The organism is Microbacterium algihabitans, from assembly GCF_032464975.1.
Classification (GTDB): Bacteria; Actinomycetota; Actinomycetes; order Actinomycetales; family Microbacteriaceae; genus Microbacterium; species Microbacterium algihabitans.
Genome location: NZ_JAWDIU010000007.1, coordinates 130837 through 154841 on the forward strand (window position 1 = coordinate 130837; position 24005 = coordinate 154841).

Consider the following 24005-nt stretch of genomic DNA (forward strand, 5'->3'; position numbering starts at 1 on the left):
GAATGGATGCCGTGCCCGCCCTCACCGAGATCCCTCCCGCGCAGTTCGTCATCGTCGGCGACAACGTGCGCCTGGCCACCTACTCGTGGGGCGATGTCGAGGCCGATCCGGTGCTGTGCGTGCACGGCTTCGGCTCGAGCACCCGCGACAACTGGGTCAACACGGGCTGGGTGCGCGACCTGCTGCGTGCGGGTTACCGCGTGATCGCGGTCGACCAGCGCGGTCACGGCGCGAGCGAGAAGCCCTACGACGCCGCGTCGTACACGATGCCCACGCTCGTCTCCGACCTGGTGGCGGTGCTCGACACCTACCTCGTCGACCAGGTGCGCTACCTCGGCTACTCGCTCGGCGGCCGCGTGGGCTGGCAGCTCGCCGTCGACGCCCCCGAGCACGTCGAGCGGGCGGTGCTCGGCGGGATTCCCGACGGTCGTCCCCTCGCTCGTCTGCGGGTCAATCAGGCGCGCGCGTTCCTCGATCACGGTGAGCCGGTTCAGGATGCCACGACCCTGCGCTACGTCTCGCTCGCCGAGCGCGTGCCGGGCAACGACCTGCGGGCCCTGGTCGCGATCGCCGAGGGCATGCGCCTGGGTGAGACCGACCCCGACCCCTCGTCGCCGCCGCAGCAGCCGGTGCTCATCGCGACCGGCACCGACGACCCCATCCACGACCAGTCGGCGCACCTCGCGGGCCTGCTCCCCCGCGGCGAGTTCGCCGACATCCCGAAGCGGCACCACGTCAACGCGCCGGGCTCGCGGGCGTTCCGCGAGGCGGGCCTGGAGTTCCTCGGCCGCTGACGCGTTCGCGCGACCTCAGGCGCAGTCGTACACGGTCGAGGGGGCCGAGCTGTCGGTCGCGCAGTGCTGCGTGACCCAGTCGCGGATCTGCGCCGAGCTCGACGTCGTCGACGCGGACGACCCCGGGGCACCCGACCCGCGCTGCTCGCCGCCGATGACATAGCGCACCTCACCCGACTGCACCATCGAGACGAACGCGTCGAGGGTGGGCACGGCATCCGTGCCGTTGAAGCCGCCGATGGGCAGGAACGACCCGCCGTCCGAGGCGACGATCAGCTGCGCGGCCGACTGCGCCCCGAAGGTCGCGGCGAGGTACGTGCCGCCGGTGCTGTGCGACTCAAGCCACGACAGCAGAGCCGTATCGGCGCCCGTGGTGCCGGAGCCCGGGAAGGCCGCGCCGCCGTCGCGCGTGCGGCCCTGTCCCGTGCCGCCCTGCGCGAGGCCCTGACCCGAACGGCCCTGCCGCGCCCCGAAGCCCTGACCGGTGCCCGAGCCCGGCGCGGTGCCCGACCCGGGCGCGCCGCCCGAGCCCTGCCCCGGAGCCTGCCCGGCGCCCGGCGCTCCGCCCGCGAAGCCGGCGCGGCCGAAGCCTCCGCCCGAGACCTCCGACACGCCCCCGGCGACGGGGTTGATGGAATTGGGGTGGGCGATCGTGACCGCCGACCACACCGCCGGGGTCAGCAGCAGCCCGATCATCAGCGCCGAGGTCACGAGCACCCGGGATCCGCGATGCAGCACCAGCAGCACGATCGCAGCGGCGGCGGCGAGGGCCTGCACGATCGACACCGGGACGCTGTACCCGCCCATCGCGATACCGATGCCCAGCGCCGTCGCCCCGGCCGCGCCGACGATCACCACCTGGGGCCAGGTCTTGCCGGCGCGATGCGCGACGGCCAGCGCGGTCGCCACCGTCAGCGCGAGAGGAACGGCGAGGGCCGCGGTGTAGAACTGGTGCATTCCGGCGACCGCCGAGAACATCGCCGCGAACGTCGCCGTCCACACCGTCAGCAGCACGGTCAGCGGCCGCGAGAACCGCAGCACCCACAGCACGACGATCGCCACCAGCGCGGCCGGGACGAGCCACGCGATCTGCCCGGCCAGCTGCGCGTTGAACAGGCGCAGCACTCCGGGGTCGCCCGAGAACGGCGGGGTGAACGACTCGAACGAGCCGATGTCGGCGGTCGCCGAGAAGCGCCCCAGACCGTTGTAGCCGAACACCATCTCCCACGGGTTGTTCGACAGGGTGCTGCCGACGTAGGGGCGGCTCCCCGCCGGGATGAGCGAGACGATGGCCACCCACCACAGCGAGGCCGCAGCGCTCACCGCACCCGCGACGAGGAGGTGCCCGAGGCGCCGCGCCCACGACTGCCGCGTGAACAGGTAGGCGGCGGCCAGCGCCGGCCACACCGCCCACGCCTCGAGCATGTAGAACTGGAACGACAGTCCCACCAGCGCCCCCGCCGCGACCAGCCAGCCGAGGCTGCGCTGCTCGACGGCCCGCACCGCCGCCCACGCGGTGAGCGAGAGCCCGAGCACGAAGAAGGCCTCGGGCTGGTTCGAGCGGGCCACCGCCACGAGGATCGGCGTGACCGCCACGACCGCCCCGGCGATGAGGCCCGCGCGCACCCCCGCGAGTCGGCGAGCGGTGACGGCGGTCACGAGGGCCGCACCGACGGCGGCGAGGGCGTTCGGCAGGATCACGGCCCACGCCGAGTAGCCGAACACGCGCACGAACAGCGCCGGGATCCAGAACGAGCCGGGGATCTTGTCGAGCGTGACAGTGCCCGCCGGGTCGACGGCGCCGAAGAAGAAGTTCGACCAGCTCCTGCTCATCGACAGCGCGATCGAAGCGTAGTACTCGCTCGGTGCTCCCGCCCACACCTGCCACCCGGTCAGCACCAGGGCGCCGAGGCCGATGGCGAGCAGGCCGAGGGTCCAGCCGCCGGGGCGGCGCAGGGCCGGGAGGGCGGGGGCGGCGGCGGACGATGCGGGCAGAGTGGCGGTCACCGGCGCATCGTAGGCAGGCGCTCCCTCACCGCGGCCTAGCGGTTCTTATGCGTGACTGATGAGTGGCGGCCGCGGCATCCGGAGAAGAAGGGTCCGGATGCCGACTCCCCGGGCATCCGCGCCGGTCACGTTCTCGCGTTCAGGCGGTTCAGGAGGCCGAGACGGAGAGCTTCGGAGCCTTCGGCGCCGCGGTGGCCGAGGCCTGCAGCCCGACCCGCACGCTCTGTCCGGCGCCCAGCGTCGCGGCCCAGTCGCTGCCGGTGCAGGTGACCTTCGTGCCGCTGACCGCGCAGCTCATGCCCCAGGCGCTGGTGACGGCCGTGGTGCCGGGGGCGTCGAACGACACGGTCCAGCGCTTCACCGCTCCCGAGGCCGTCAGCGACAGCTCGGCGACGTAGCCCTCGCCCCACACGCTCTGCGGGATCCAGGTCGCGGCCAGGCCCGGGCTCGCGGTCGGATTGGGGGTGGTGCTCGCGGTCGGCTTGGGCGTCGCGCTTGCGCTCGGCTTCGGCGTCGCGCTGGCCGTCGGCTTGGGCGTGGTGCTCGGCTTGGGCGTCGCGCTCGCGGTCGGCTTCGGCGTCGTGCTCGGCTTGGGCATCGGACTGGGCGTCGGTGTCTTCACTGGCGTGAGGATCGGCGCGAGAGCCGCCAGCTTCGCTTTCTGCGGCGTCTTCCAGTCATCGGTGACCAGGCCGCCCGTGTCGCCGCTGTTGGGATTGAACGACCAGTACGCGTAGCTGATCTTCGTCTTCGCGAGGTAGCCGACGAGGGACTTCAGCCACGCCTTGTCGCTCGCGGTCTCGTATTTCGTGCCGAACTCGCCGAGCAGCACGGGCGCGGTGTTGGTGCGCACGAGGTAGCCCCAGTTCGCGTCCCACAGCGACTCGAGGTTCGCGGGGTAGTTCGGCGCCGAGAACCACGACTGCTGGTGCACGGTGGCCGGGTAGTCGTGGGGCGAGTAGACGACGCGGTTCTTCACCGTGAGCGAGACGGGAGCCGCGCCCGCGTCCTTCAGGCCGCCGCCCCACCAGGTGCTCGAGCCGTCGTTCTGGCGTTCGACGCCCTCGACGATGATGAGCAGTTTGGGGTTCACCGCGAGCACCGCATTGCCCGCACGCGTGGCGGCGGCCCGCCAGTCGCGCTTCGGGTCGCCGCAGTTCCAGCAGGCGGGGCCGTGGGGTTCGTTGTGCAGGTCGACGCCGATGACGGTGGAGTCGCTCTTGTAGCGCGCCGCGAGCATCTTCCAGTCGTCGATCCACCGCTTCTCGCTGTACTGCGCGGTGTACCAGAGCTCGCTCTGCGCGCCCGAGTCGGGCCGGTGCCGGTCGAGGATCACCGACAGCCCGTGCGCCTTCGCGCGGGCGATGAAGGCGTCCATGAGCTTCAGCGGAGACAGTGTGGCCAGCTGCGGGTTGACGTAGCTGTTGATCGAGTTCGACGACTTCGCCGCGAGGCACTCGTTCGAGAAGGGCAGGCGGATGGTGGTGAAGCCCATGCGCGCGATCTGGTCGAGCCCGTCGTCGAGCGAGATCGACCACAAGCCGTGCGGCGCGCAGTTCGAGGTCTCCATGCCGAACCAGGCGACGGCCTTGATCGTGTAGGGCGTTCCGGATGCCGTGACGATGCTCGCTCCGCGCGTCGACAACCAGCCCGGAAGGGTGGCGGCGGAGGCGGCCGGAGCGGCGACGACCCCGGATGCCAGGAGCACCAGCGCCGCCGTGATCGCGGAAACACGGCGCGCCGATCGTCGCAGTGTCGCCCACCGCGCGCGCCATCCGGACATCGGCACCCCCGCGGTCATCGTAGCGGTGCCCGGCGCCGCCCCGCGCACGCGCGAAACGCCGGCATCCCGGCATCCGGCCCCCTGCTCCGACCCGCACGGGACCGCCTCGCGCGACTCGACGTCGCCGCGTCCGCGATCAGCGACGGTTTCCGTCGTGTTTCCGCGTGTGAAATGTCGAGATCACCATTGATACACCTGACAATCCGCTGATACCGTCGCCGATCATGACTCCTCCGATCGAGCGCAGCGCCGTGCTCGACGACGTCTCGAAGGCGATCGTCGAACAGCTGCAGGAAGACGGGCGCCGGTCGTACGCCGAGATCGGCAAAGCCGTCGGTCTCAGCGAGACGGCCACGCGCCAGCGCGTGCAGAAGCTGCAAGAGGCCGGTGTCCTGCAGATCGTCGCCGTCACCGACCCGCTCCAGCTCGGTTTCGCCCGCCAGGCGATGATCGGCGTGCGCGTGTCGGGAGACACCCGCGTGGTCGCCGGGGCCATGAGCGAGATCCCGGGCGTCACCTACGTGGTGTCGACGGCCGGCTCGTTCGACCTGCTCGTCGAGATCGTCTGCGAGAGCGACGACGACCTCATCGACGTGCTCAACGACCGCATCCGGTCGTTGCCCGACGTCGTCTCGACCGAGACGTTCGTCTATCTCAAGCTCCACCGTCAGCTCTACAACTGGGGAACGCGATGACTCTTATCGAAACCGACCAGCATGCCGACCTCCAGGCCAAGGCCCGCGACCACCTCTGGATGCACTTCTCCCGTCAGTCGACGATGACCGACGGTCCCGGGGTGCCGATCATCGTCAAGGGCGAGGGCCACCACATCTGGGATGCCCGGGGCAAGAAGTACATCGACGGGCTCGCGGGCCTGTTCGTGGTGAACGCCGGCCACGGACGGCGCCGCATCGCGCAGGCTGCGGCGAAGCAGGCGGAGGAGCTCGCGTTCTTCCCCCTGTGGTCGTACGCGCACCCCGCGGCCATCGAGCTCGCCGAGCGCCTGGCGAACCTCGCACCGGGCGATCTGAACCACGTCTTCTTCTCCACCGGCGGCGGGGAGGCCGTCGAAACGGCGTTCAAGCTCGCGAAGCAGTACTGGAAGACGCAGGGCAAGCCCACCAAGCACAAGGTCATCTCGCGCGCGATCGCCTACCACGGCACCACGCAGGGCGCCCTGGCGATCACGGGCCTGCCGGTGATGAAGCACATGTTCGAGCCGGTCACCCCGGGCGGATTCCGCGTGCCCAACACCAACTACTACCGCGCCGCCGAGTCGGGCTTCGGAGGGGGCACCCCCGAAGAGTTCGGCCTGTGGGCCGCCGACCGCATCGAGCAGATGATCCAGTTCGAGGGCCCCGAGACCGTCGCCGCCGTCTTCCTCGAGCCCGTGCAGAACGCCGGCGGGTGCTTCCCCGCCCCGGCCGGGTACTTCCAGCGCGTCCGCGAGATCTGCGACAAGTACGACGTGCTGCTCGTCTCCGACGAGGTCATCTGCGCGTTCGGCCGGCTCGGCCACTACTTCGGCGCCTCGGCCTACGACTACCAGCCCGACATGATCACCTTCGCCAAGGCCGTGACCAGCGGGTACTCCCCCCTGGGCGGCACGATCATCAGCGACCGCATCTACGAGCCCTTCGCCCACGGCGACGCGACGTTCCCGCACGGCTACACCTTCGGCGGTCACCCGGTGTCGGCGGCGGTCGCGCTCGAGAACCTCGACGTCTTCGAAGAGGAGGGACTGCTCGAGAACGTGCGCACGAACTCCCCCGTCTTCCGCTCGACGCTCGAGCAGCTGCTCGATCTGCCGATCGTCGGCGACGTGCGCGGCGACGGGTACTTCTTCGGCATCGAGCTCGTCAAAGACAAGGCGACCAAAGAGACCTTCGACGACGACGAGTCCGAGCGCCTGCTGCGCGGATTCCTGTCGAAGGCCCTGTTCGACGCGGGGCTGTACTGCCGCGCCGACGACCGGGGCGACCCGGTCATCCAGCTCGCACCCCCGCTGACCCTCGGTCCCGCGGAGTTCACCGAGATCGAGCAGATCCTGCGCTCCGTGCTGACCGAGGCCTGGACCCGCCTCTGATCTCCGGATGCCGGCGCCACCACGTCGGCATCCGGTCCCTCCCGGCGCCACCCGCGCCGACTCCCCCGCTCCCACCCCGAGCGGTGCTCCGCCCGCTGTACCCCGACATCAGCCCCTCGGACGCGACGCCCGATCGCGCACCGCACCCTCTAGGAGGAGCCACGAACGACAACCTCGCCGCCACGACGGCCGCATCCCGCTCGGGAGCGAAACTCGCCCGCACCCTCGGCCTCTGGTCGATCGTCGGCCTCGGTCTGGGGTACATGACCCCCACCGTCGTCTTCGACACGTTCGGCCTCGTCGCCGAGAAGACGAACAACGTCGTGCCGGCCGCCTACGCGGTCGCGCTCGTCGTGCTGGTCTTCACCGCCATCAGCTACGGCAAGATGGTCCGCGTCATCCCGAGCGCCGGCTCCGCGTACACCTACGCCCGCGAGTCGATCCACCCCGGCGTCGGCTTCGTCGTGGGCTGGACCGCCCTGATCGACTACATGCTGCTGCCGATGGTGAACGCGCTGATCCTGCGCAGCTACATGGAGGCGCTCTTCCCCGACGTGCCCGGCTTCATCTGGGTCATCGTCTTCACCGCGGGCGTCACGGGCGTGATCTACCTGACGATGCGCGGCACCTCGAACGTCAACATGATCCTGCTGGTGTTCTCGATCCTCGTCATGACCGTGTTCGTCGTGATGGTCGTCGTGCAGCTCGTCGGCGGCGCGGGAGCCGGGACCGCGGTCTCGATCGCCCCCTTCGCCCACAGCGAGGTGCAGTTCGGTGCCGTGCTGGCGGGGGCAACCGTGGTGTGCTTCTCGTTCATCGGCTTCGACGCGGTCTCGATGTACTCCGAAGAGGCCAAGACGCCGAAGATCATGCCGCGCGCGATCCTGCTGACCCTGGTCGCCGGTGGCGTCATCTTCCTCGTCGCGGCGTACGTGACGCAGCTGCGCTTCCCCGACTCGACGGCCTTCCCGCAGGAGGCGATCGAAGACAGCACGCTGCCCGAGATCGGCGTGCAGGTCGGCGGTCCGGTGCTGCAGGCGGTGCTCACCGCGGCCGGGTTCGCGGCGACGCTCGCGTCGTGGCTCGCCTCGCACGCGTCGGTCTCGCGCATGCTCATGGTGATGGGCCGCAACAACGTGCTGCCGCGCCGGATCTTCGGCTTCATCAACCCGAAGACCCACACCCCGACCTTCTCGATCGTCATCGTCGGCGTGGTGAGCCTGCTCGCGATCGCGTTCACCCTCGAGCAGATCGCGGCGTACATCAACTACGGCGCGCTCGTGGCGTTCACCTTCGTGAACGTCTCGGTGATCGCGTGGTTCGCGGTGCGACAGGGGCGGCGCAAGACGCCGGCCGACATCCTCAGTTACATCGTCATGCCGGCGATCGGCATGGTGCTCACCGGCCTGCTGTGGGTCAACCTCGACATGCACGCCCTCATCGGCGGGCTGATCTGGACCGGGATCGGCGTGGTGTACCTGCTGGTGCTGACCCGCGGGTTCCGCCGCCCGATCGCCTCGTTCGATGAGAACGAGCCCGTCACCGGCTTCAACAAGACCATGCCGGGGCCGCGTTCCGAGATCTGACCCGCCCCGCTGACAGGCCGCGGCATCGCTTTCCGGGTGCCGCGGCCTTCGCGCGTCCGGGCACCGCGCCCAACCCACAGCGCTCTCATATCCGGCTGATATCCGCCACCGTCCTGACCGCGCGACCCTGTGCATCGTGACCCCTGCCCCGCCTCTCGCGCGCTGGTGGCGCGAGCCGTGGTGGGCGCGCCTCTCGCTCGTGTTCATCGTCGCGGTCTTCGTGGTGCTCACGTGCTGGAACCTCTCGCGCGGGGGCGACTTCTCGTTCTACGAGGCGGCGGCGCGATCGATGTCGCAGTCGTGGCGCGCCCTGTTCTTCGGGGCGTTCGATCCGGCGGCCACGGTCACCCTCGACAAGCTCAGCGGCTTCGCGGTGCCGCAGGCGCTCAGCATCCGCGTGTTCGGCATGTCGGTCTCGGCCATCGCCCTGCCCCAGGTGATCGAGGGTGTGATCACCGTCGTCGCGTGCGCGGTGATCGCGCTGCGATGGGGAGGGCGCGGTGCGGGGCTGGTCGCCGCCGCGGCCGCCGCGTCGACCCCGATCTTCGTGTCGATGTTCGCGCATCCGATGGAAGACGGCCTGCTGACGATGTCGCTCGCGGTCGCGGTGGTGTGGTGGCAGCGCGCGATGCTCACTGCGCGCTGGGGGCCGCTGCTGATGGCGGCCCTCTTCGTCGGCGTCGGCTTCCAGGCGAAGATGATGTCGGCGTGGTTCGTGCTGCCGGCGCTGATCGTGGCCACGCTCGTCGCGGTGCCGGACCGCCGTCGCGCCCTCGCCCGCGCCGGTGCGGTGACCGGGGTGTCGGTGGTGGTCTCGGTGGCGTGGATGGTGGTGTTCGCGCTCGTGCCGGCGGGCAGCCGCCCCTACGTCGACGGGTCGACCGACGACGACATCTTCGCGATGGTGTTCGGCTACAACGGACTGGACCGCCTCGCCCCCGACGCTTACCCGGGGTCGGTCGGTTCGTCGGGCGGCGCGGGCGGCGTGGGCTCGACGCTCGCAAGCGTCGTGCACGCTCTCCTCGCCCCCGCCTCGACGGGGCAGCACGGCAGTCTGCCGACCCTGTCGAAACTCGTCGAGCTGCCGCTGGTCACGCAGATCGGCTGGCTCTACCCCGCGGCCCTCGCCGGCATCGTGCTGGGGCTCTGGCGCTACGCCCGCCGCCCACGCGGTCGAGCTCTTCTGTCGGCTCGCCGCGTGCGCTTCGCCCTCGTCGTCGCGGCGACCGTGTGGCTGGCGACGGCCGCGGCCGTGCTCACCGTCACGCGCGTGCCGCACACCGCGTACGTCGCATCGCTGGGCGTGCCGATGGCGCTGCTGACCGCCATCGCGTGGCGCGAGGGCGTCCGGCTCCTGCGCGCGCGGAACGTCGCGCTGCGCCTGGTGCTCCCCGCCGTCGTCCTCGTGCAGGCCGGGTGGTGGGCGTGGCTCATCGCGCAGGCGCTGCTTCCGTCCGTGCTGCTGATCCCCGCGATCGGGGTCGGTGCCGCCGGCGTGCTGATCGGGTTCATCGCGGCGCTGCGCGGGCGGAGCGCCCCACGGTCGCTGCGACGGGCCGCTCCTCTCGCTCTGGCCATCGCCCTGCTGTGCCTGCCGGTCGCGACGAGCCTGCAGGTGCTCGACGACGCCCGCGACGGCAGCGGTGGCGACGCGTACGTGGGTGTCACTGCGGTCGGCGGCAACCGCGACGAGGTCTTCACGGTGTCGACACCCGCGCCGTGGGGTGGCCACCCGTCACTGACGCCGGCGCTCGCCCAGCTGGTGTCGCTCGCCGAGAAGCATGGCGGCGGAGCCGAGGGGACGCCGCTGTTCGTCACCGACTCGTGGGCGATCTCGGCGCAGATCATCGATGCCACCGGTGCGCGCGTGCTCACCGATGGGGGCTACAGCGGTCACGTGCCGGTGTTCACCGCCGACCAGCTCGCGCAGATGGTGAGCACCGGGCGCGTGCACCTGTTCGCCGTGGCCTACGGCGCCCCCGAAGGCGATCCCGTGCGCGAGGTGGCGACCGGCCCCGGCTGCCGTGCCCTCACGACGGTGACGTTCGCCCCCGCGAAGGAGGCCGGCGATGGTCGACCCGCGTCGAAGGCGACGGGGGTCACCCTGTACGAATGCCGGTGACCCCGCCCGCGATCAGGGGACGGATGCCGTGACGGTCGCCGGCGTGACGGAGGCCCCCGAGGGCATCCGCGCCGACCCCGAGATGCTCACCGTGTACGCGTGCCCGGAGACCCGGTTCGTGAAAACGGTGGACGAGCGCGAACCGGAGACGGTCACGGGATAGGAGCGACCCGTCGTCGTATCGGTCACCGTCACCGCGAACGAGGTGAAGGTGCCGATGCCGTTGGTCGTCCACGACAGCTTCGTGCCCGCGCTCACGGTGCTCGCCGTCAGCGCGGTGATCTTCGGCTCGGCGGGGATCACTGCGAGCAGGTCGGTGGTGTTCGCCGGCACGTTCCCGACGTGCCCGCTTGCCCCGGTGTTCGCGAAGGACTGCGAGACGTCGGCGGCCTTCCACGTCGGGTGCTCCTGCAGCAGGCGGGCGGCGAGGCCGGCGACGTGGGGGCTCGACAGCGAGGTGCCGCTGGCGAGGCCCGATCCCCCGTCCTTCGAGGTCGAGGTGATGCTGCCGCCCGGGGCGAGCACGTCGACGCACGGACCCCGGTTGCTCATATAGAGGAAGTCGCCCGCCGGCTCGGTCGCCCCCACCGCGATCACTTTCGGCGCCCGCGCGGGCGAGACGGTGCACGCGTCGACCTGGTCGTTGCCGACGGCCGCCACGACGACGAAGCCCTTGTCGACGAGGGCACTGGAGGCGTTGTCGAGGGTGTCCCACTCCGGGGTGCCGAGGCTCAGGTTGACGACCGCCTTCTGCCCCGAGAAGTTGTCGGAGATCCAGCCGAGGGCGGCGATGACGTCCCAGCCGTTGCCCTCTCCGTAGCAGCCGAACACCCGCACCGGCACGATCCGCGCCTGCTTGGCGACGCCGTAGGTCGAGCTGCCGACCACGCCCGCCACCATCGTGCCGTGGCCCTGGCAGTCGGTGGTGCCCCGGCCGTCGTTCATGAAGTCCTTGCCCGCCGCGGCGTCGACGCGGCCGCCGAAGTCGGGATGATCGGCCCACACACCGGTGTCGACGACGAACACCGTCGTGCCGGCGCCGGTGGAGTCGTAGAGGTAGTGCTGGTCCTGAGCACCGGCGACGTTGTCGACCGCGTCGATCCCCCATGACCCCACGGGCGACTGATCGGCTGCCACGCGCACCACGGGGTTCGGGGTGACCCGCGCGTCGGGGAGCGCTTCGCGCACGGCGTCGGATGCCGCGACCGGAACCGCCGCGTAGAACTCGTCGCCGAGGGTCACCTGGCCTGCGGCCGTGACCCCGGGGATCGCGAGCACCTGTTCGCGCTGGTCGGCCGGCACCGTCACGATGTCATACGAGAGCTTGATCTGCTGACGCTCGGCGTCGGTGGCATCCGCGGGGATCGGGAAGTCGTCGACCACCGCCTCCGCGGGAGGCGTCGCGTCGCTCGTCGGAGCAGGGTCGACGGCGAGGCTCGCGGCGGTGGCCGGGAGGGCGTCCGCCCCGCCCGGTGCGGACACCGCCACGACGATGCCGGCGCCGAGCAGAAGCCCTCCGGCCAGTCCGAGGGCGCCCCACCGGCGGAGTCGATCGAGAGCGGTGCGGTCGGTCACGGGGTCTCCTAGAGGGTGTTCGAGTGGGCGCGGTGCGGGACGGGGGTCAGCGCCCGGCGACCGTCAGGGGGTCGGTCGTGACGAGGGCGCCGGACGGCATGCGCGCCGAACCGGTGAGGGTGATCGTGTAGGCGTGCCCGCTCACGACGTCGGTGAAGACCGTGGACGAGCGCAGCGCCGAGACGGTGACCGGATAGGAACGGCCCGCCGTGGTGTCCGTCACCTCGAGCGAGAACGTCGTGAAGGTGCCGATGCCGTTGGTCGTCCACGACAGGGCGATGCCGGAGGCGGCTGCGGTCGCGGTGAGGGATTTCACGCGCGGCACGCCGGGAACGGCGGCGACCTGGTTGACGGTGTTCGAAGGGACGCCGGTGATGTGCCCCGTCGCGGCAGAGGTGCCGAAGTACTGCAGCACGTCGGCGGTCTTCCACGTCGGATGCTCCTGCAGCAGCCGCGCGACGAGACCGGCGACGTGGGGGCTGGCCATCGAGGTGCCGCTGTCGACCGCCACCTGAGAGCCGATCCAGGTGGAGGTGATGTCGCTCCCCGGGGCGAGGATCTTCACGCAGGGGCCGGTGTTGCTGTACCACGCGAAGGCGTTGTCGTCGGCGTAGGCCCCGGTGGTGATCGCCTTCGCCGCACTCGCCGGCGAGGACGTGCACGCGTCCTTGGCGTCGTTCCCCGCGGCCGCCGCGATGACGAATCCCCGGTCGCTCAGCGCATTGACGTAGGCGTCGACGTACGAGAACGTCGGCATGCCCAGGCTCATGTTGATGACCGACTGCGTCCCGGTCGGATAGGTGCGGTAGATCCAGTCGAGAGCCCGCAGGATGTCGTAGCCCGACCCCTGACCCTGGCACCCGAACACCCGCACCGGGATGATGCGGACCTCTTTCGCCACCCCGTACGTGGTGCTGCCGATCGTCCCCGCGACGTGCGTGCCGTGGCCGAAGCAGTCCTCCGTGCCGTTCCCGTCGCCGACGAAGTCCTTGCCCGCGGCCGCATCGACCCGGCCTCCGAAGTCGGGATGCGTCGACTGCACCCCGCTGTCGATGACGAAGGCTGTGACACCCGCCCCGGTGGAGTCGTACAGGTAGTGGTCGTCGTGGGCGGAGGCGGTGTTGTCGACGACGTCGAGACCCCACGAGGGAACGGGTGTCTCGTCGCTCGCGACGGTGACCACCGGGTTCGGCGCGACGACCGCGTCGGGAACGCTCGCCCGCACCAGGTCGGCGGACGACGCCGGCACCGCCACGACGAAGGTGTCGCCCACGGTGACCGGTGCGACGGCGGACACCCCGGGAACCGAGAGCACCTCGTCGCGCTGGTCGACGGGGACGGCGACGATGTCGTACGAGAGCTTGATCTGCTCGCGCTCGGCGTCGGTGGCATCCGCCGGGATGGGGAAGTCGTCGATGACCGCCGACGACCCCTCGGGCTGCGGCGCCGGTGCGAAGGTCGCTGCGCGCGCCCCGTCGGGTGCCGCCGAGACGGGCCCCCACCACGCGGTCGCGGTGACGGCGCCGACGAGGGCGAGGCCCGCGGCCACGGCCGCGATGACGCCGCGTCGGCGTGGGGTGGAACGGTGACGATCGATCATGCGCTCTCTTCTGTCACGGACCGGTCGCGGTCACCGGGTCGGCGGTCAGTTCGACGCCCGACGGCATGCGCGCCGCGCCGGTGATGCTCACGCTGTAGGCGTGCCCGCTCTGCGTGGCGGTGAACACCGTCGACGATCGCCCGCCCGACACGGTGACGGGGTGAGTGCGACCCGTCGTGGTGTCGGTGACGGTGATCGAGAACGACGTGAAGGTGCCGACGCCGTTGGTCGTCCAGGTCAGCGACATGCCGCTCGCCGCGGTGCCGGTCGTCAGCGACGTGATCCGCGGGACCATCGGGATCGCGGCGGTGAAATTCACCGTGTCGGCCGGCACGTTCGAGATGTGTCCGGCCGCGGCGGGGGTGTTCAGGAACGCCAGAACGTCGGCGGTGGTCCAGGTCGGGTGCTGCTCGAGCAGACGCGCGGCGAGCCCGGAGACGTGCGGCGTGGCCATCGAGGTGCCGGTGGCGTACGCGATGGCCCCCTGGATCGGGATCGTCGCGATGTTGTCGCCGGGCGCGAGGGTCTTCACGCACTTGCCGTAGTTGCTGTACGAGCTGTAGCTGCGCTGCTCGTTGAAGGCGCCGACGGTGATGACGCTCTCGGCCGCCGCCGGCGACTGCGTGCAGGCGTCGCGGCTGTTGTTGCCCGCGCTCACGACGACGACGAAACCGTGCGTGGCGGCGTAGTTCACCATGGTGTTCAACGTCGCCCACCGGCCCATGCCGAGGCTCATGTTGATGACCATGCGGTCGGGCGGGTAGGTGTCGACGATCCACTTCACCGCGTTCACGAAGTCGTAGGCCAGCCCACCGCCCGTGCATCCGAAGACGCGGACGGGAACGATCTTGGCCTGTTTCGCCACGCCGTAGGTGGTGCTGCCCACGGTGCCGGCCACGGCCGTGCCGTGCCCCGAGCAGTCGTCGGTGCCGTTACCGTCGTTGATGAAGTCGCGCCCCATCGAGGTGTCGACGCGCCCGCCGAAGTCGGCGTTCGACCCTCGTACACCGCTGTCGATGACGAAGACTGTGGTGCCCGCACCCGTCGCGTCGTACAGGTAGTGGTCGTCCTGTGCGGCGTCGGAGTTGTCGACCACGTCGAGACCCCACGAGCGGACGGGCGTCTGGTCTCCGTCGGGCGTGACCTCGCTGTTCGGCTCGATCTCGGCATCCGGAAACTGAGCCCGCACGAGCTCGGTCTGCGCGTGCGGCACGGCGGCCATGAAGGTGTCGCCGAAGGTCATCGGGCCGGCGAGCGTGATACCCGGCAGCGCCGCCAGGGCGTCCTTGTCGGCGAGCGGCACCGTGACGATGTCGAACGACGACTTGATCTGCAGGCGCTCCTCATCGGTGGCGTCGGCGGGGACGCCGAACTGCGCCGACCACGACGGCGCGTCCTCGGCAGGGGCGGGGGCAGCAACAGCGACCTGGGGCTCGGCGGCGCTGTCGCCGGGAACGGGTGAGATCGACGAAGCAACGGAACTTCCCGCCGAGGACGACGACATCACTGCCGCGGTGACGCCGCCCGATGCGAGCAGAGTGATGACGAGGCCGAAGGACCACGCCCGTCGAGAACGGGAGGGGAGGGTGACGAACGACATGAATGGCCCTCCCGAGGTCAGGGACCGGTGGCCGTGACCGGGTCGGTCGTCACCGAGGCGCCCGAGGAGAGCGTCGCCGTGCCGATGATCTTGATCGAGTAGGCGTGGCCCGGGATGACGTTCGTGAAGACCGTCGATGCCTTGGTGCCCGACACGGTCACCGGGTAGGCGAGCCCCGTCGCGGTGTCGGTGACGGTGAGCGAGAAGGCGGTGAAGGTTCCGACGCCGTTGGTCGTCCACGACAGCCCGATGCCGGCTGAGGCGGTGCTCGTCGTCAACGAGGTGACCTGCGGTTGCGCAGCCGCCACAGGGATGGTCGCGATCAGGTTCACGGTGTTGGCCGGCATGTTGCCGAGGCGGCCGGTCGAGGCGGCCGTGTTGAAGGAGTTCAACACGTCGGACCCGACCCACGACGGGTGCGCTTGCAGCAGGCGCGCCGCGAGGCCCGACACGTGCGGCGCCGCCATCGACGTTCCGCTGGCGGTTGCCGTCCCGCTGTTGAGATAGGTGGAGGTGATCTCCCCACCCGGTGCGACGACCTTCACGCACGGGCCGGTGTTGCTGTAGCCGCTGTAGTTGAGCGCCTTGGTGTAATACCCCACCGTGATGACCGACGACGTCGAACCGGGGGACGAGTTGCAGGCATCGTCGGACTCGTTCCCGCGGCCGCGATCACGACGAAGCCGCGACTGTTCGCGAACGATGCCGTGTTGTTGATCGGGAAGTACTTGGGCACGCTCAGGCTCATGTTGATGACCATCTGACTGGGCCATCGGTTGTTGTCGGTGATCCAGTTGAGGGCGTAATAGACGTCCATCGCAGAGCCGGTTCCGGAGCAGCCGAACACTCGCACCGGAATGATGCGGGTTTTCTTGGCCACGCCGTAGGTGGTGCTGCCGACGATTCCGGCCACGTGGGTGCCGTGGCCGAGGCAGTCCTCGGTGCCGCGACCGTCGTTGATGAAGTCCTTCCCTGCAGCCACGTCGACGCGGCCCCCGAAATCGGGATGGTTCGACTGCACGCCGCTGTCCATCACGAAGACCGTCGTGCCGGTTCCGTCGTTGTCGTAGCGGTAGTGACCGTCCTGCGCCCCGCCGGCGTTGTCAACGGAGTCGAGCCCCCACGACGGGACGGGGGTCTGATCGGCTTCGACCTTGGCGACCTCGTTCGGCTCGACCACGGCATCCGGAATGCTCGCCCTCACGAGGTCGGACTGCTCGCGCAGGACCGCCACCGACAGAGTGTCATCGCGCACGACCGGTGCGACGGCCTCGACGCCGGGAAGCGAGAACAGAGCGTCGCGCTGACTGAGCGGAACCGTGATGAGGTCGTACGCCAGCTTGGCCTGCAGGCGTTGGTCGTCGGTCGCATCGGCGGGGAGTTGGACGGCGTGGACCCACTCGTCGGCCGCCGCGACGCCCGACCCCTCGGTGGCGGTGGACGGATCGGATGACTCGGAAACCGAGGGAGTGCTCGACGGCGCCGGGCCGGCCGCCGCCGCAGCGGCGGGGGCGGAGTGGTCGGCTGCGGGCCATACGGCGAGCGTCACTCCCCCGGCGATGAGAAGCGCGCCGGTCAGGCCGACGGCCACCCATCGCAGAGCGCCGCGCGGACCGTGACGTCGGAAGGGATCGACGCTCAGCACGACGAGCTCGACACGGTGAACGGGACGGTGACCTTGTTCGAGCCGAAGGCCGCCGGACCCGCCGCGCCGTAAGCCGAGACCGAGCTCGCGACGCCCCCCGAGACGTCTTGGTAGATCGTTCCGTTCGACGCGAAGAAGTCGGCGCCGAGCGGCGTGCTGCCGGTCGGCACGTTGGTCGCCGTGCGCACGCTGTTGCCCGAGACCATGAAGAGGGCCGCCTCGCCGGTGCTCGTGCGACGGACCGGCAGCAACCGCTCGCCCGAGTAGTAGGGGTTCGGCGTGAGCGTCCCGAACGCGGCGATTCCGGATGCCACGATGCCGGTGCCGTAGGCGCTGGTGCCGTCCCAGCTGACGCGGTAGATGTTCCCGGAGGAGAGGAAGAGGTCGTCGGCGATCGGCGTCGCGCCACCGCCCGGACCGTTCGCCGTGCCGTACTCGGGCGCGGTACGCACGTCGTTGTTCGGCAGGCGCAGGATGCGGGGTGAGCCGACACTCGAGCGATACGGCAGGAAGAAGGTGCTCGACGAGCCGCTGCCCGCGTCGTGCGAGATGAGCTGACCCGCCTCGGCGACGTCGGTGGCCACGGCAGCGCCACCCCGGTAGATCGAGGAGCCCGAGAGGAAGAGGTCGGCGGCGAGGGGGGTCGCTCCCGACGGCGTACCGCTGACGGTGGTCAACGTGCCCGCGCTCGTGCTGAACACCGCCGCCGAGCCGTCGTCGCGCCGCACCGGCAGCAGGAAGGTCGCGTTGCCCGAGGGCGACTCGACCAGCCGACCCACGGCCGCGATGCCGGTGGCCACGGCCCCGGTGCCCGACTTGTAGAGCACGCCGCCCGCGAGGAAGTAGTCCTGGCCGACGGGGGTCGACCCGGTGGGGACGCTCGTCGCGTCGGCGAGGCCGCTCGGCGAAGTGAGGATACGGGCATCGGTTGCCGTCAGCGAGGCCGAGGCGCTCGTGGCGCCCGACGACGACGCCGACAGCGTGCCGGTGGCTCCGTTGCCGGGCACGTGGATCGTGCCGCACGACACCGAGCCGTCAGAGCCGGTCACGACGGTCGCGGACGTGCCGCCCCCGTCGAAGGTGTATCCGCCGGACAGCTGCAGAGCGATGCTGACCCCGGCCGCGGCCGCGGCGCCGTTCGCCGCCTTGACGACGGCGGTGGTGATCGTGCCGCAGGTCACGCCGGAGTACGACGCCGCCGAGAACGAGAGCGTCTTGCCCGAGGCGGCGAAGGCGGGGGTCGCGGCGACCAAGGCCACCGCGGGCACCGCCCACGCGGCACCGTGCAGGATGACGCGGCGAGTGGGGTGGGCGGGGAGGTGGAGCGGGCGATCGACGGAGTGTCGCACAGGTCGTCCTTCCTGACGGGCCGGTGGGCGTCACGGCTGAGGACCCACGACGTGCGGGTGACATTTCCCTATGCGTCGGCGAGGGACGCGCTGGGAGCGCGGTTCGCGACGGGGGTGAAGGCCGGGGGCGACGGCATCCGGTCGCCGTTCCGCGCGGATCGCATCGCGCAGACGACCGCGCGGGCGATCCGCGTGCGGGGCTCGTGCTCACCCGTGCTCTCACCTGCCCGGCGCTCGCCGGGGCACGCCGCGCGCCCCCGGTAGACTCCAGCCAGTGAGCAGAACCCGAGCCGAAGCCGCGTACCTGCGCTCGGCGACCGCGTTCAAGAACCCCACGCTCGACCTGCTGCACGGGCGCTTCGCCCCCTTCGTCGTCGCCGTCCTGTCGGTCGTCTTCTCCCCCGACCGCCCCGCCGTCGCGGTCGCCGACGCGCACGTCGAGGTCGCCGAGGCGATCGACGAGCTGCGGGCCGCCGGCATCGACACCGACGACGATCGACGTATCCCCGCCGGTACCGCGCGCGAGATCTGCCGCGGATGGGTGCGCGTGGGCTGGCTCGGCCTGCAGATCGAAGACGACGTCGAGGTCTACCGCCTCTCCGCCCACGCCGTGGGCGCCCTCGAGATCGCCGGGCGTGCCGGCGGCGGCCGTGCCCGTGTCTCGCGCTCGCGCGTGCGGACGCTGCTCGACGCCGTCGATCGGCTCGCGCGCGACGCCGAGAGCGATCCCGCCCGCCGCCGAGAGGCCCTGCTCGAGGAGCGGGCCGCCCTGGACGCCGAGATCGCGGCTCTCGACGAGGGCGTGGTCGAGCCTCTCGACGACGACCACCTGCTCGAAGAGGCCGAGAACGTCATCCACCTCGCACGCGAGCTGCCCGCCGACTTCTCGCGCGTCGCCGAGTCGATCGCCGCGATGCAGCGCGACGTGGTCGCCGAGCTGCGACGCGACGTGCGCCCCACCGGCGAAGTGCTGCGCGAATACCTCGAGCGCGGCCGACAGGTGATGCAGGCGACCCCCGAGGGGCGCGCGTTCCAGGGCGCACTGCGCCTGATCGGCGACCCCGAGAACATCGACGACCTCACCGACCAGCTGCACGCCGTACTCACCCAGCCGTTCTCGCGCCTGATGACGCCCGAGCAGCGCGGCGAGCTCGACGCGATCGCGCGGCGCGTCGAGGCCGGCGTGCAGGAGGTGCTCACCGCCCAGCGACGCGCCTCGCACGTCATCACCGCGCAGGTGCGCACGCACGACCCGATCCGCGACCGACAGGTCGACGACCTGCTGCGCGGCGTCATGGCGGGCCTTCACCGCTGGAGCCAGACCCGCTCTCCCGGCCGCGTCGAGCCCGTGCGGACGCTCCCCCTCGCCGACATCGGGCACCTGCGTCGATCCCTCAGCGACGTGCGTCCTCCCGGGGCGCCGGAGCCCTTGGCATCCGGCGACTCCGACGTCGAGTTCGTCGACGCCGACACGCGCGCGTGGGGCGGCCCGCACTACGCCGAGCTCGAGCAGTACGTCGCATCGCTCGGCGACGGCTTCGACCTCGCGACCGCCTTCGCGGGAGCGGATGCCGAGACGCGACGCCCCGTCGACCTCGTGGGACTGCTCGAGATCGTGCACCGCGCCGGCCTCGTCGAGCATGACGACGTCTCGATCGTCGAGGCCGTGCGCCCCGACGGCACGACCCGACGCTTCGCCTTCGGGGCGGTCTCCGCCCAGCTCCACACAGAAACGGATGCCGATGACTGACGTCGACGCTCCCTCCGGCGGGGACGACAGCCCCGCGTTCATCGCCCCGGTCGCGATGGAGAACGACCCCGACGCGCTGTTCGCGGGCGACCGCGGCACGCTCGACGCCGACGTGCGGCGCGTGCTCGTGCGCATTCTGCAGCGGCGCTTCCTCGTCGCCGAGAACTCCCCTGCCGAGTGGAAGCTGCTTCTGGAGCACCAGCAGATGATCGAGTCGCGCCTGAACGACCTGTTCGTGCGGCTCGTCGTCGACCACGCCCGCGGCGTCGCCTACAAGGAGCAGGTGCGCAGCGACGAGCTCGACGTGCCGATCCTGCTGAAGGACGAGGCGTATTCGCGCGCCGAGACGCTGGTGCTCGTCTACCTGCGCACGGTGTTCCAGCGCGAGACGACCGCCGGCACGGCATCCGCCCGCGTCGACGTCGAAGAGGTCGAGCAGACGGTGCTCACCTACTTCAGCGAGACCGACGGCACCCGCGCGAGCCAGCAGCGCGCGGTGCGCACCGCGATCGCGCGCCTCGACCGCGAGGGCATCATCGAGGAGGAGTCCGAGGGGCGTTACCGCATCGGGCCGCTCATCGAGATCGTGCTCAGCGCCGAGGTGCTGCGCGACGTGCAGCGGTGGTTGGAGGAGCAGGTGACGGATGCCGCGGCATCCGCCCCCGCCGACGCCCTCGAGGAGGAACTCGTATGACCATGCTCGAGACGCTGTTCGGGCTGATCCCCGCCGCCTCGCGCGGGCAGCAGTGGGTCGCCGAAGACCTGCAGCTGATCAACTGGGGCGGGTACGACGGCACGCACCGCGTGCGCTTCGCGCCGACCGCGACGCTGCTGTGCGGCGGATCGGGCTCGGGCAAGTCCACGCTCATGGACGCGTACGTCGCGCTGATGATGCCGCACACGACCCCCTTCAACGGCGCCTCGAACGGCGCGGTCGTCGGGCGCCCGCGCGGGCAGGAGCAGCGCAACATCCTCTCGTACGGCCGCGGCAAGCTCGACGAGTCGCGCACCGACGAGGGCACGAAGGTGCGGGTGCTGCGCGGTGACGGGGTCGACACGTGGACCGCGATCGGCATGACCTGGGCCGACCACGACGGCGCGCGCTTCACGGCGGTGCGGGCCTGGTACTTCCCCGCCGCCGCCCGCACCCTCGACGACGCCGTCAAGGTGCGCGCAACCGTGCACGGGGCGTTCGACCTGCGCCAGCTCGAGCGCGCGGCGCAGAGCCACCTCTCCGACTCCGCGGTGCGGGCCACCGGCCTCGACACCCTCGCGACCGACCGCGAGTTCTCGGCGCGACTGCACACGGTGCTCGGCATCGGAGCGGCGGGAGCGGGCGCGAAGGCGATGAGCCTGCTCGCGCGCATCCAGGCCGGGCAGCAGATCACCACCGTCGACGACCTGTACAAGCGCATGGTGCTCGAAGAGCCCGAGACGCTCTCCGTCGCCGACGCGGTCGTCACGCACTTCGACGGGCTCGAGTCGACGCGCACGCGCATGCTCGAGGCCCGCCAGCAAGTGCGGGCCCTGCAGCCGATCCGCGGCATGAAGACGCGCATCGACGACGCCGCCGAGCGCCTGCGCCTGATCGACGCGCTCGGACGCTTCGGCGACCCCGAGTCGCGCGCCTCGCTCTGGCGCGCGCAGCGCCGGGTCGACCTGCTCGAAGCGGTCGAGGCCGAGCTGCGCGACCGCACGCACGCCACCGACGCGCTCGTGCGCGAACGCCAGGCCCTCGCCGACGCGGCCGAGGCCGAGGCCGAACGCGAAGGCCTCGGCGACGTGCTGCGCGCGGCCGGCGGCGACCGCCTCGACGCGGCGCAGCGCGAGCTGCGGACCCTCGAGCGGCGCCTGGCCGGCATGCAGCGCGACCGCGAGCGGTTCGAGGCGGCCCTCGCCGTGCTCTCGGTCGAGGCCACCACCGAGAAGCAGTTCGCCGCGCTCGTCGCCGAGGCGCGTCGCACGCTCGCCGACACGGATGCCAAGAGCGCCGTGCGCGACGCCTTCGTCGCCGCCAGCAGCCGGCACACCGACCTGCGCCAGCAGCTCGCGGCTCTCGAGGCCGAGCACCGGCGCACGCAGACCCGCGACGACAACATCCCCCCGCGCCTGCACGAGGCGCGCGAGGCGCTGGCCGCGGCCGCGGGACTCACCGCCGCCGAGCTGCCCTTCGTGGCCGAGCTCGTCGACGTGCGCACCGAGTTCGAGCCGTGGCGCGGGGCGTTCACCCTCGCCCTGGGCGGTTTCGCGACGACGCTGCTCGTCGACGCCGCTCACCTGGCCTCGTTCCGCTCCGCGATCGACGGCGTGCGCCTCGGCGAGCGTCTGCGCTTCGAGGGCGTGCCGACCGACCTCCCTGAGCGCGGCGCACTGGACCCGGCGACCCTGCCCGGACGCCTGGAGTTCCGTTCCTCCCCCTTCACCGGCTGGCTGCAGGACCGCCTTGAGCAGCAGTTCTCCTTCGTGTGCGTGGATGCCGCGTCGGAGCTCTCGCAGCACCGCATGGCGCTCACGATCTCGGGCCAGACGAGCCAGGGCGCCCGCGGCGCCCACGGCGGGTCGGCGCGACAGAGCATCCTCGGCTTCTCGTCGCGCGTGCGCCTGACCGAGCTCGGCGAGCAGATCGTCACCGTGCGACGCGACCTGACCTCGGCCAAGGCCGCGGTCGACGAGGCCGCCGCCGCCCTCGACGCCTTCGACGACCGGCGCGGCGCCCTCGAGAAGATCGCGGATCTGTCGTGGGACCAGGTCGACGTGGCATCCGTCGAACGCGATCTCGACCGCTGGAACGAAACGGTCGTCGAGGTCACCGCGGGAAACCCCCGCATCGCCGAGCTGCAGGAGCAGATCTCGGGCGCGAAGGCCCGCGTCGCGCGCCTGCGCGAAGAGATCGGCGGGGCCAAGACCGAGCAGCAGGCCCTCGCCGCACGCTGGGCCGAGATCACCGACGACGTGGATGCCGCGCAGATTTTGCTCGAACGGGCCGAAGACCGCGAGATGACGCTCACCGACGACGAGGTCGCGTACCTCGACGGGTTGTTCGTGGCGCCCTCCGGCGAGGACGTCTCGCCCTCGCAGCGGCTCGCGCGGTTCGACGCGGCCCTCGAGTCGGCGTCGAAGCGTCTGCTCGAGGAGCAGCGCGCGGCGCAGGAGACGTGGAGCGACCAGCGGGAGAGCCTGCGCCGCACGATGACCGCGTTCACCGACCGGTGGCCCAGCCCCAACCTGCTCGCGGACCCCGACGAGGCGCTCGGCGACTTCGAGCGGATCCTCAGCGAGCTCGAGGCTAGCGGCCTGCACGAGCTCGAGGCCGAGTGGCGCGACTCCTTGCTGCGCCTCTCGGGCAACGACCTCACGAGCCTCGACTCCGCGCTCACGCGCGCGCTGCGCGAGATCCGCGAGCGCATCGCCCCGATCAACGACATCATGCAGGACCTCCCGTTCTACGACGACGAGCACCGCCTGCAGATCGTGCCGCGCGAGAGCCAGTCGGAGGTGCGCAAGCGGTTCCGCCGCGAGTTGCGCGACGTGCGCGCGGCGATCGACGCGGCCTCCTCCGACGAGGAGCGCGAGGCCGTGTACGGGCGCATGGCGCGGTTGATCAACCGCATCCGCCCCACCGCCCCCGACTTCGCCGACCTCGTCGACGTGCGCAACCACGTGCGCGTCAGCGCCGAGCGCTTCCGCGCCGACACCGGCGAGCACGTGGCGCTGTACGACCATATCGGCGAGAAGTCGGGCGGCGAATCGCAGGAGCTCATCGCCTTCATCGTCGGTGCCGCCCTGCGCTACCAGCTCGGTGACGCCGGGTCGGAGCGCCCGCGCTACGCCCCCGTCTTCCTCGACGAAGCACTCATCAAGGCCGACGCGCACTTCACCAAGCGCGCGATCGGAGCCTGGCGCGGCCTCGGATTCCAGCTCGTCATCGGTGCGCCGAACGACAAGTACAGCGCGATCGAGCCGCACGTCGACGTCGAGTACGACATCCTCAAGGACACCCGCGGGCGCTCCTGGGCGAAGGCGAAGGTGGCGCTGCCGGCGTGAGCCGTCGCGCAACCTCAGCGGATCGGACAACCTCCGTCGGGATGGGGGTCACGCGGCTGAGGGT

General features: G+C 71.2%; 14 protein-coding genes and 1 pseudogene. 8 read left to right on the forward strand and 7 right to left on the reverse strand.

The window, feature by feature from the left end; all coding sequences use genetic code 11:
- The first annotated feature begins 2 nt into the window (after positions 1-2).
- Positions 3-794 (forward strand): alpha/beta fold hydrolase, encoded by a 792-nt coding sequence (locus tag RWH43_RS16510; RefSeq protein WP_316001986.1) that lies wholly within the window; start codon positions 3-5, stop codon positions 792-794.
- A 15-nt stretch (positions 795-809) separates the two neighbouring features.
- On the opposite strand, the gene RWH43_RS16515 is transcribed toward RWH43_RS16510, so the two are convergent.
- Positions 810-2801: an ArnT family glycosyltransferase gene (locus tag RWH43_RS16515; RefSeq protein ID WP_316001987.1), complete on the reverse strand. Its 1992-nt coding sequence runs from the start codon at positions 2799-2801 to the stop codon at positions 810-812.
- A gap of 148 nt (positions 2802-2949) precedes the next feature.
- Positions 2950-4584 carry a cellulase family glycosylhydrolase gene (locus RWH43_RS16520; RefSeq protein WP_316001988.1) on the reverse strand — a complete coding sequence of 545 codons (1635 nt, stop codon included), beginning with the start codon at positions 4582-4584 and terminating at the stop codon, positions 2950-2952.
- Positions 4585-4808: 224 nt separating this feature from the next.
- On the opposite strand from RWH43_RS16520, the gene RWH43_RS16525 reads away from it, so the two are divergent.
- From RWH43_RS16525 to RWH43_RS16540, 4 genes are all read left to right on the forward strand, one after another.
- A complete protein-coding gene (locus RWH43_RS16525) occupies positions 4809-5279 on the forward strand; it encodes an Lrp/AsnC family transcriptional regulator (RefSeq protein ID WP_144828063.1) in 471 nt (156 codons plus the stop codon).
- Complete coding sequence (locus tag RWH43_RS16530) at positions 5276-6670, forward strand: aspartate aminotransferase family protein (RefSeq protein WP_154095867.1); 1395 nt, start codon at positions 5276-5278, stop codon at positions 6668-6670. The genes RWH43_RS16525 and RWH43_RS16530 overlap by 4 nt, the downstream gene beginning before the upstream one ends.
- A gap of 83 nt (positions 6671-6753) precedes the next feature.
- Entirely contained in the window at positions 6754-8256 is a 1503-nt protein-coding gene (locus RWH43_RS16535) for an APC family permease (RefSeq protein WP_262346154.1), read from the forward strand.
- Between the two features lie 136 nt (positions 8257-8392).
- The gene (locus tag RWH43_RS16540) at positions 8393-10378 is read left to right on the forward strand and encodes an ArnT family glycosyltransferase (RefSeq protein ID WP_316001989.1); all 1986 of its coding nucleotides are present in this window, start codon (positions 8393-8395) and stop codon (positions 10376-10378) included.
- Positions 10379-10390: 12 nt separating this feature from the next.
- On the opposite strand, the gene RWH43_RS16545 is transcribed toward RWH43_RS16540, so the two are convergent.
- The 5 genes and pseudogenes from RWH43_RS16545 to RWH43_RS16570 form a co-directional block, all read right to left on the reverse strand.
- On the reverse strand, positions 10391-11953 hold the full coding sequence (locus RWH43_RS16545; protein WP_316001990.1) for a S8 family peptidase: 1563 nt from the start codon (positions 11951-11953) through the stop codon (positions 10391-10393).
- A 46-nt stretch (positions 11954-11999) separates the two neighbouring features.
- Positions 12000-13553 (reverse strand): S8 family peptidase, encoded by a 1554-nt coding sequence (locus RWH43_RS16550; protein ID WP_316001991.1) that lies wholly within the window; start codon positions 13551-13553, stop codon positions 12000-12002.
- Between the two features lie 13 nt (positions 13554-13566).
- Positions 13567-15153, reverse strand: coding sequence for a S8 family peptidase (locus tag RWH43_RS16555; RefSeq protein ID WP_144828078.1), 1587 nt, complete (start codon positions 15151-15153; stop codon positions 13567-13569).
- A gap of 17 nt (positions 15154-15170) precedes the next feature.
- Positions 15171-16186 (reverse strand): annotated as a pseudogene (locus RWH43_RS17670) (S8 family serine peptidase).
- Positions 16187-16791: 605 nt separating this feature from the next.
- Positions 16792-18147, reverse strand: coding sequence for a hypothetical protein (locus RWH43_RS16570; protein ID WP_144828083.1), 1356 nt, complete (start codon positions 18145-18147; stop codon positions 16792-16794).
- Positions 18148-18421: 274 nt separating this feature from the next.
- Here RWH43_RS16570 and RWH43_RS16575 point away from each other — a divergent pair, with 274 nt between their 5' ends.
- From RWH43_RS16575 to RWH43_RS16585, 3 genes are read left to right on the forward strand one after another with little or no spacing between them, the layout of a single operon-like run.
- A complete protein-coding gene (locus RWH43_RS16575; RefSeq protein WP_316001994.1) occupies positions 18422-19897 on the forward strand; it encodes a DUF3375 domain-containing protein in 1476 nt (491 codons plus the stop codon).
- Positions 19890-20591: a DUF4194 domain-containing protein gene (locus RWH43_RS16580; protein WP_316001995.1), complete on the forward strand. Its 702-nt coding sequence runs from the start codon at positions 19890-19892 to the stop codon at positions 20589-20591. The genes RWH43_RS16575 and RWH43_RS16580 overlap by 8 nt, the downstream gene beginning before the upstream one ends.
- The gene (locus tag RWH43_RS16585; RefSeq protein WP_316001996.1) at positions 20588-23941 is read left to right on the forward strand and encodes an ATP-binding protein; all 3354 of its coding nucleotides are present in this window, start codon (positions 20588-20590) and stop codon (positions 23939-23941) included. The genes RWH43_RS16580 and RWH43_RS16585 overlap by 4 nt, the downstream gene beginning before the upstream one ends.
- The last annotated feature ends 64 nt before the right edge of the window (positions 23942-24005 follow it).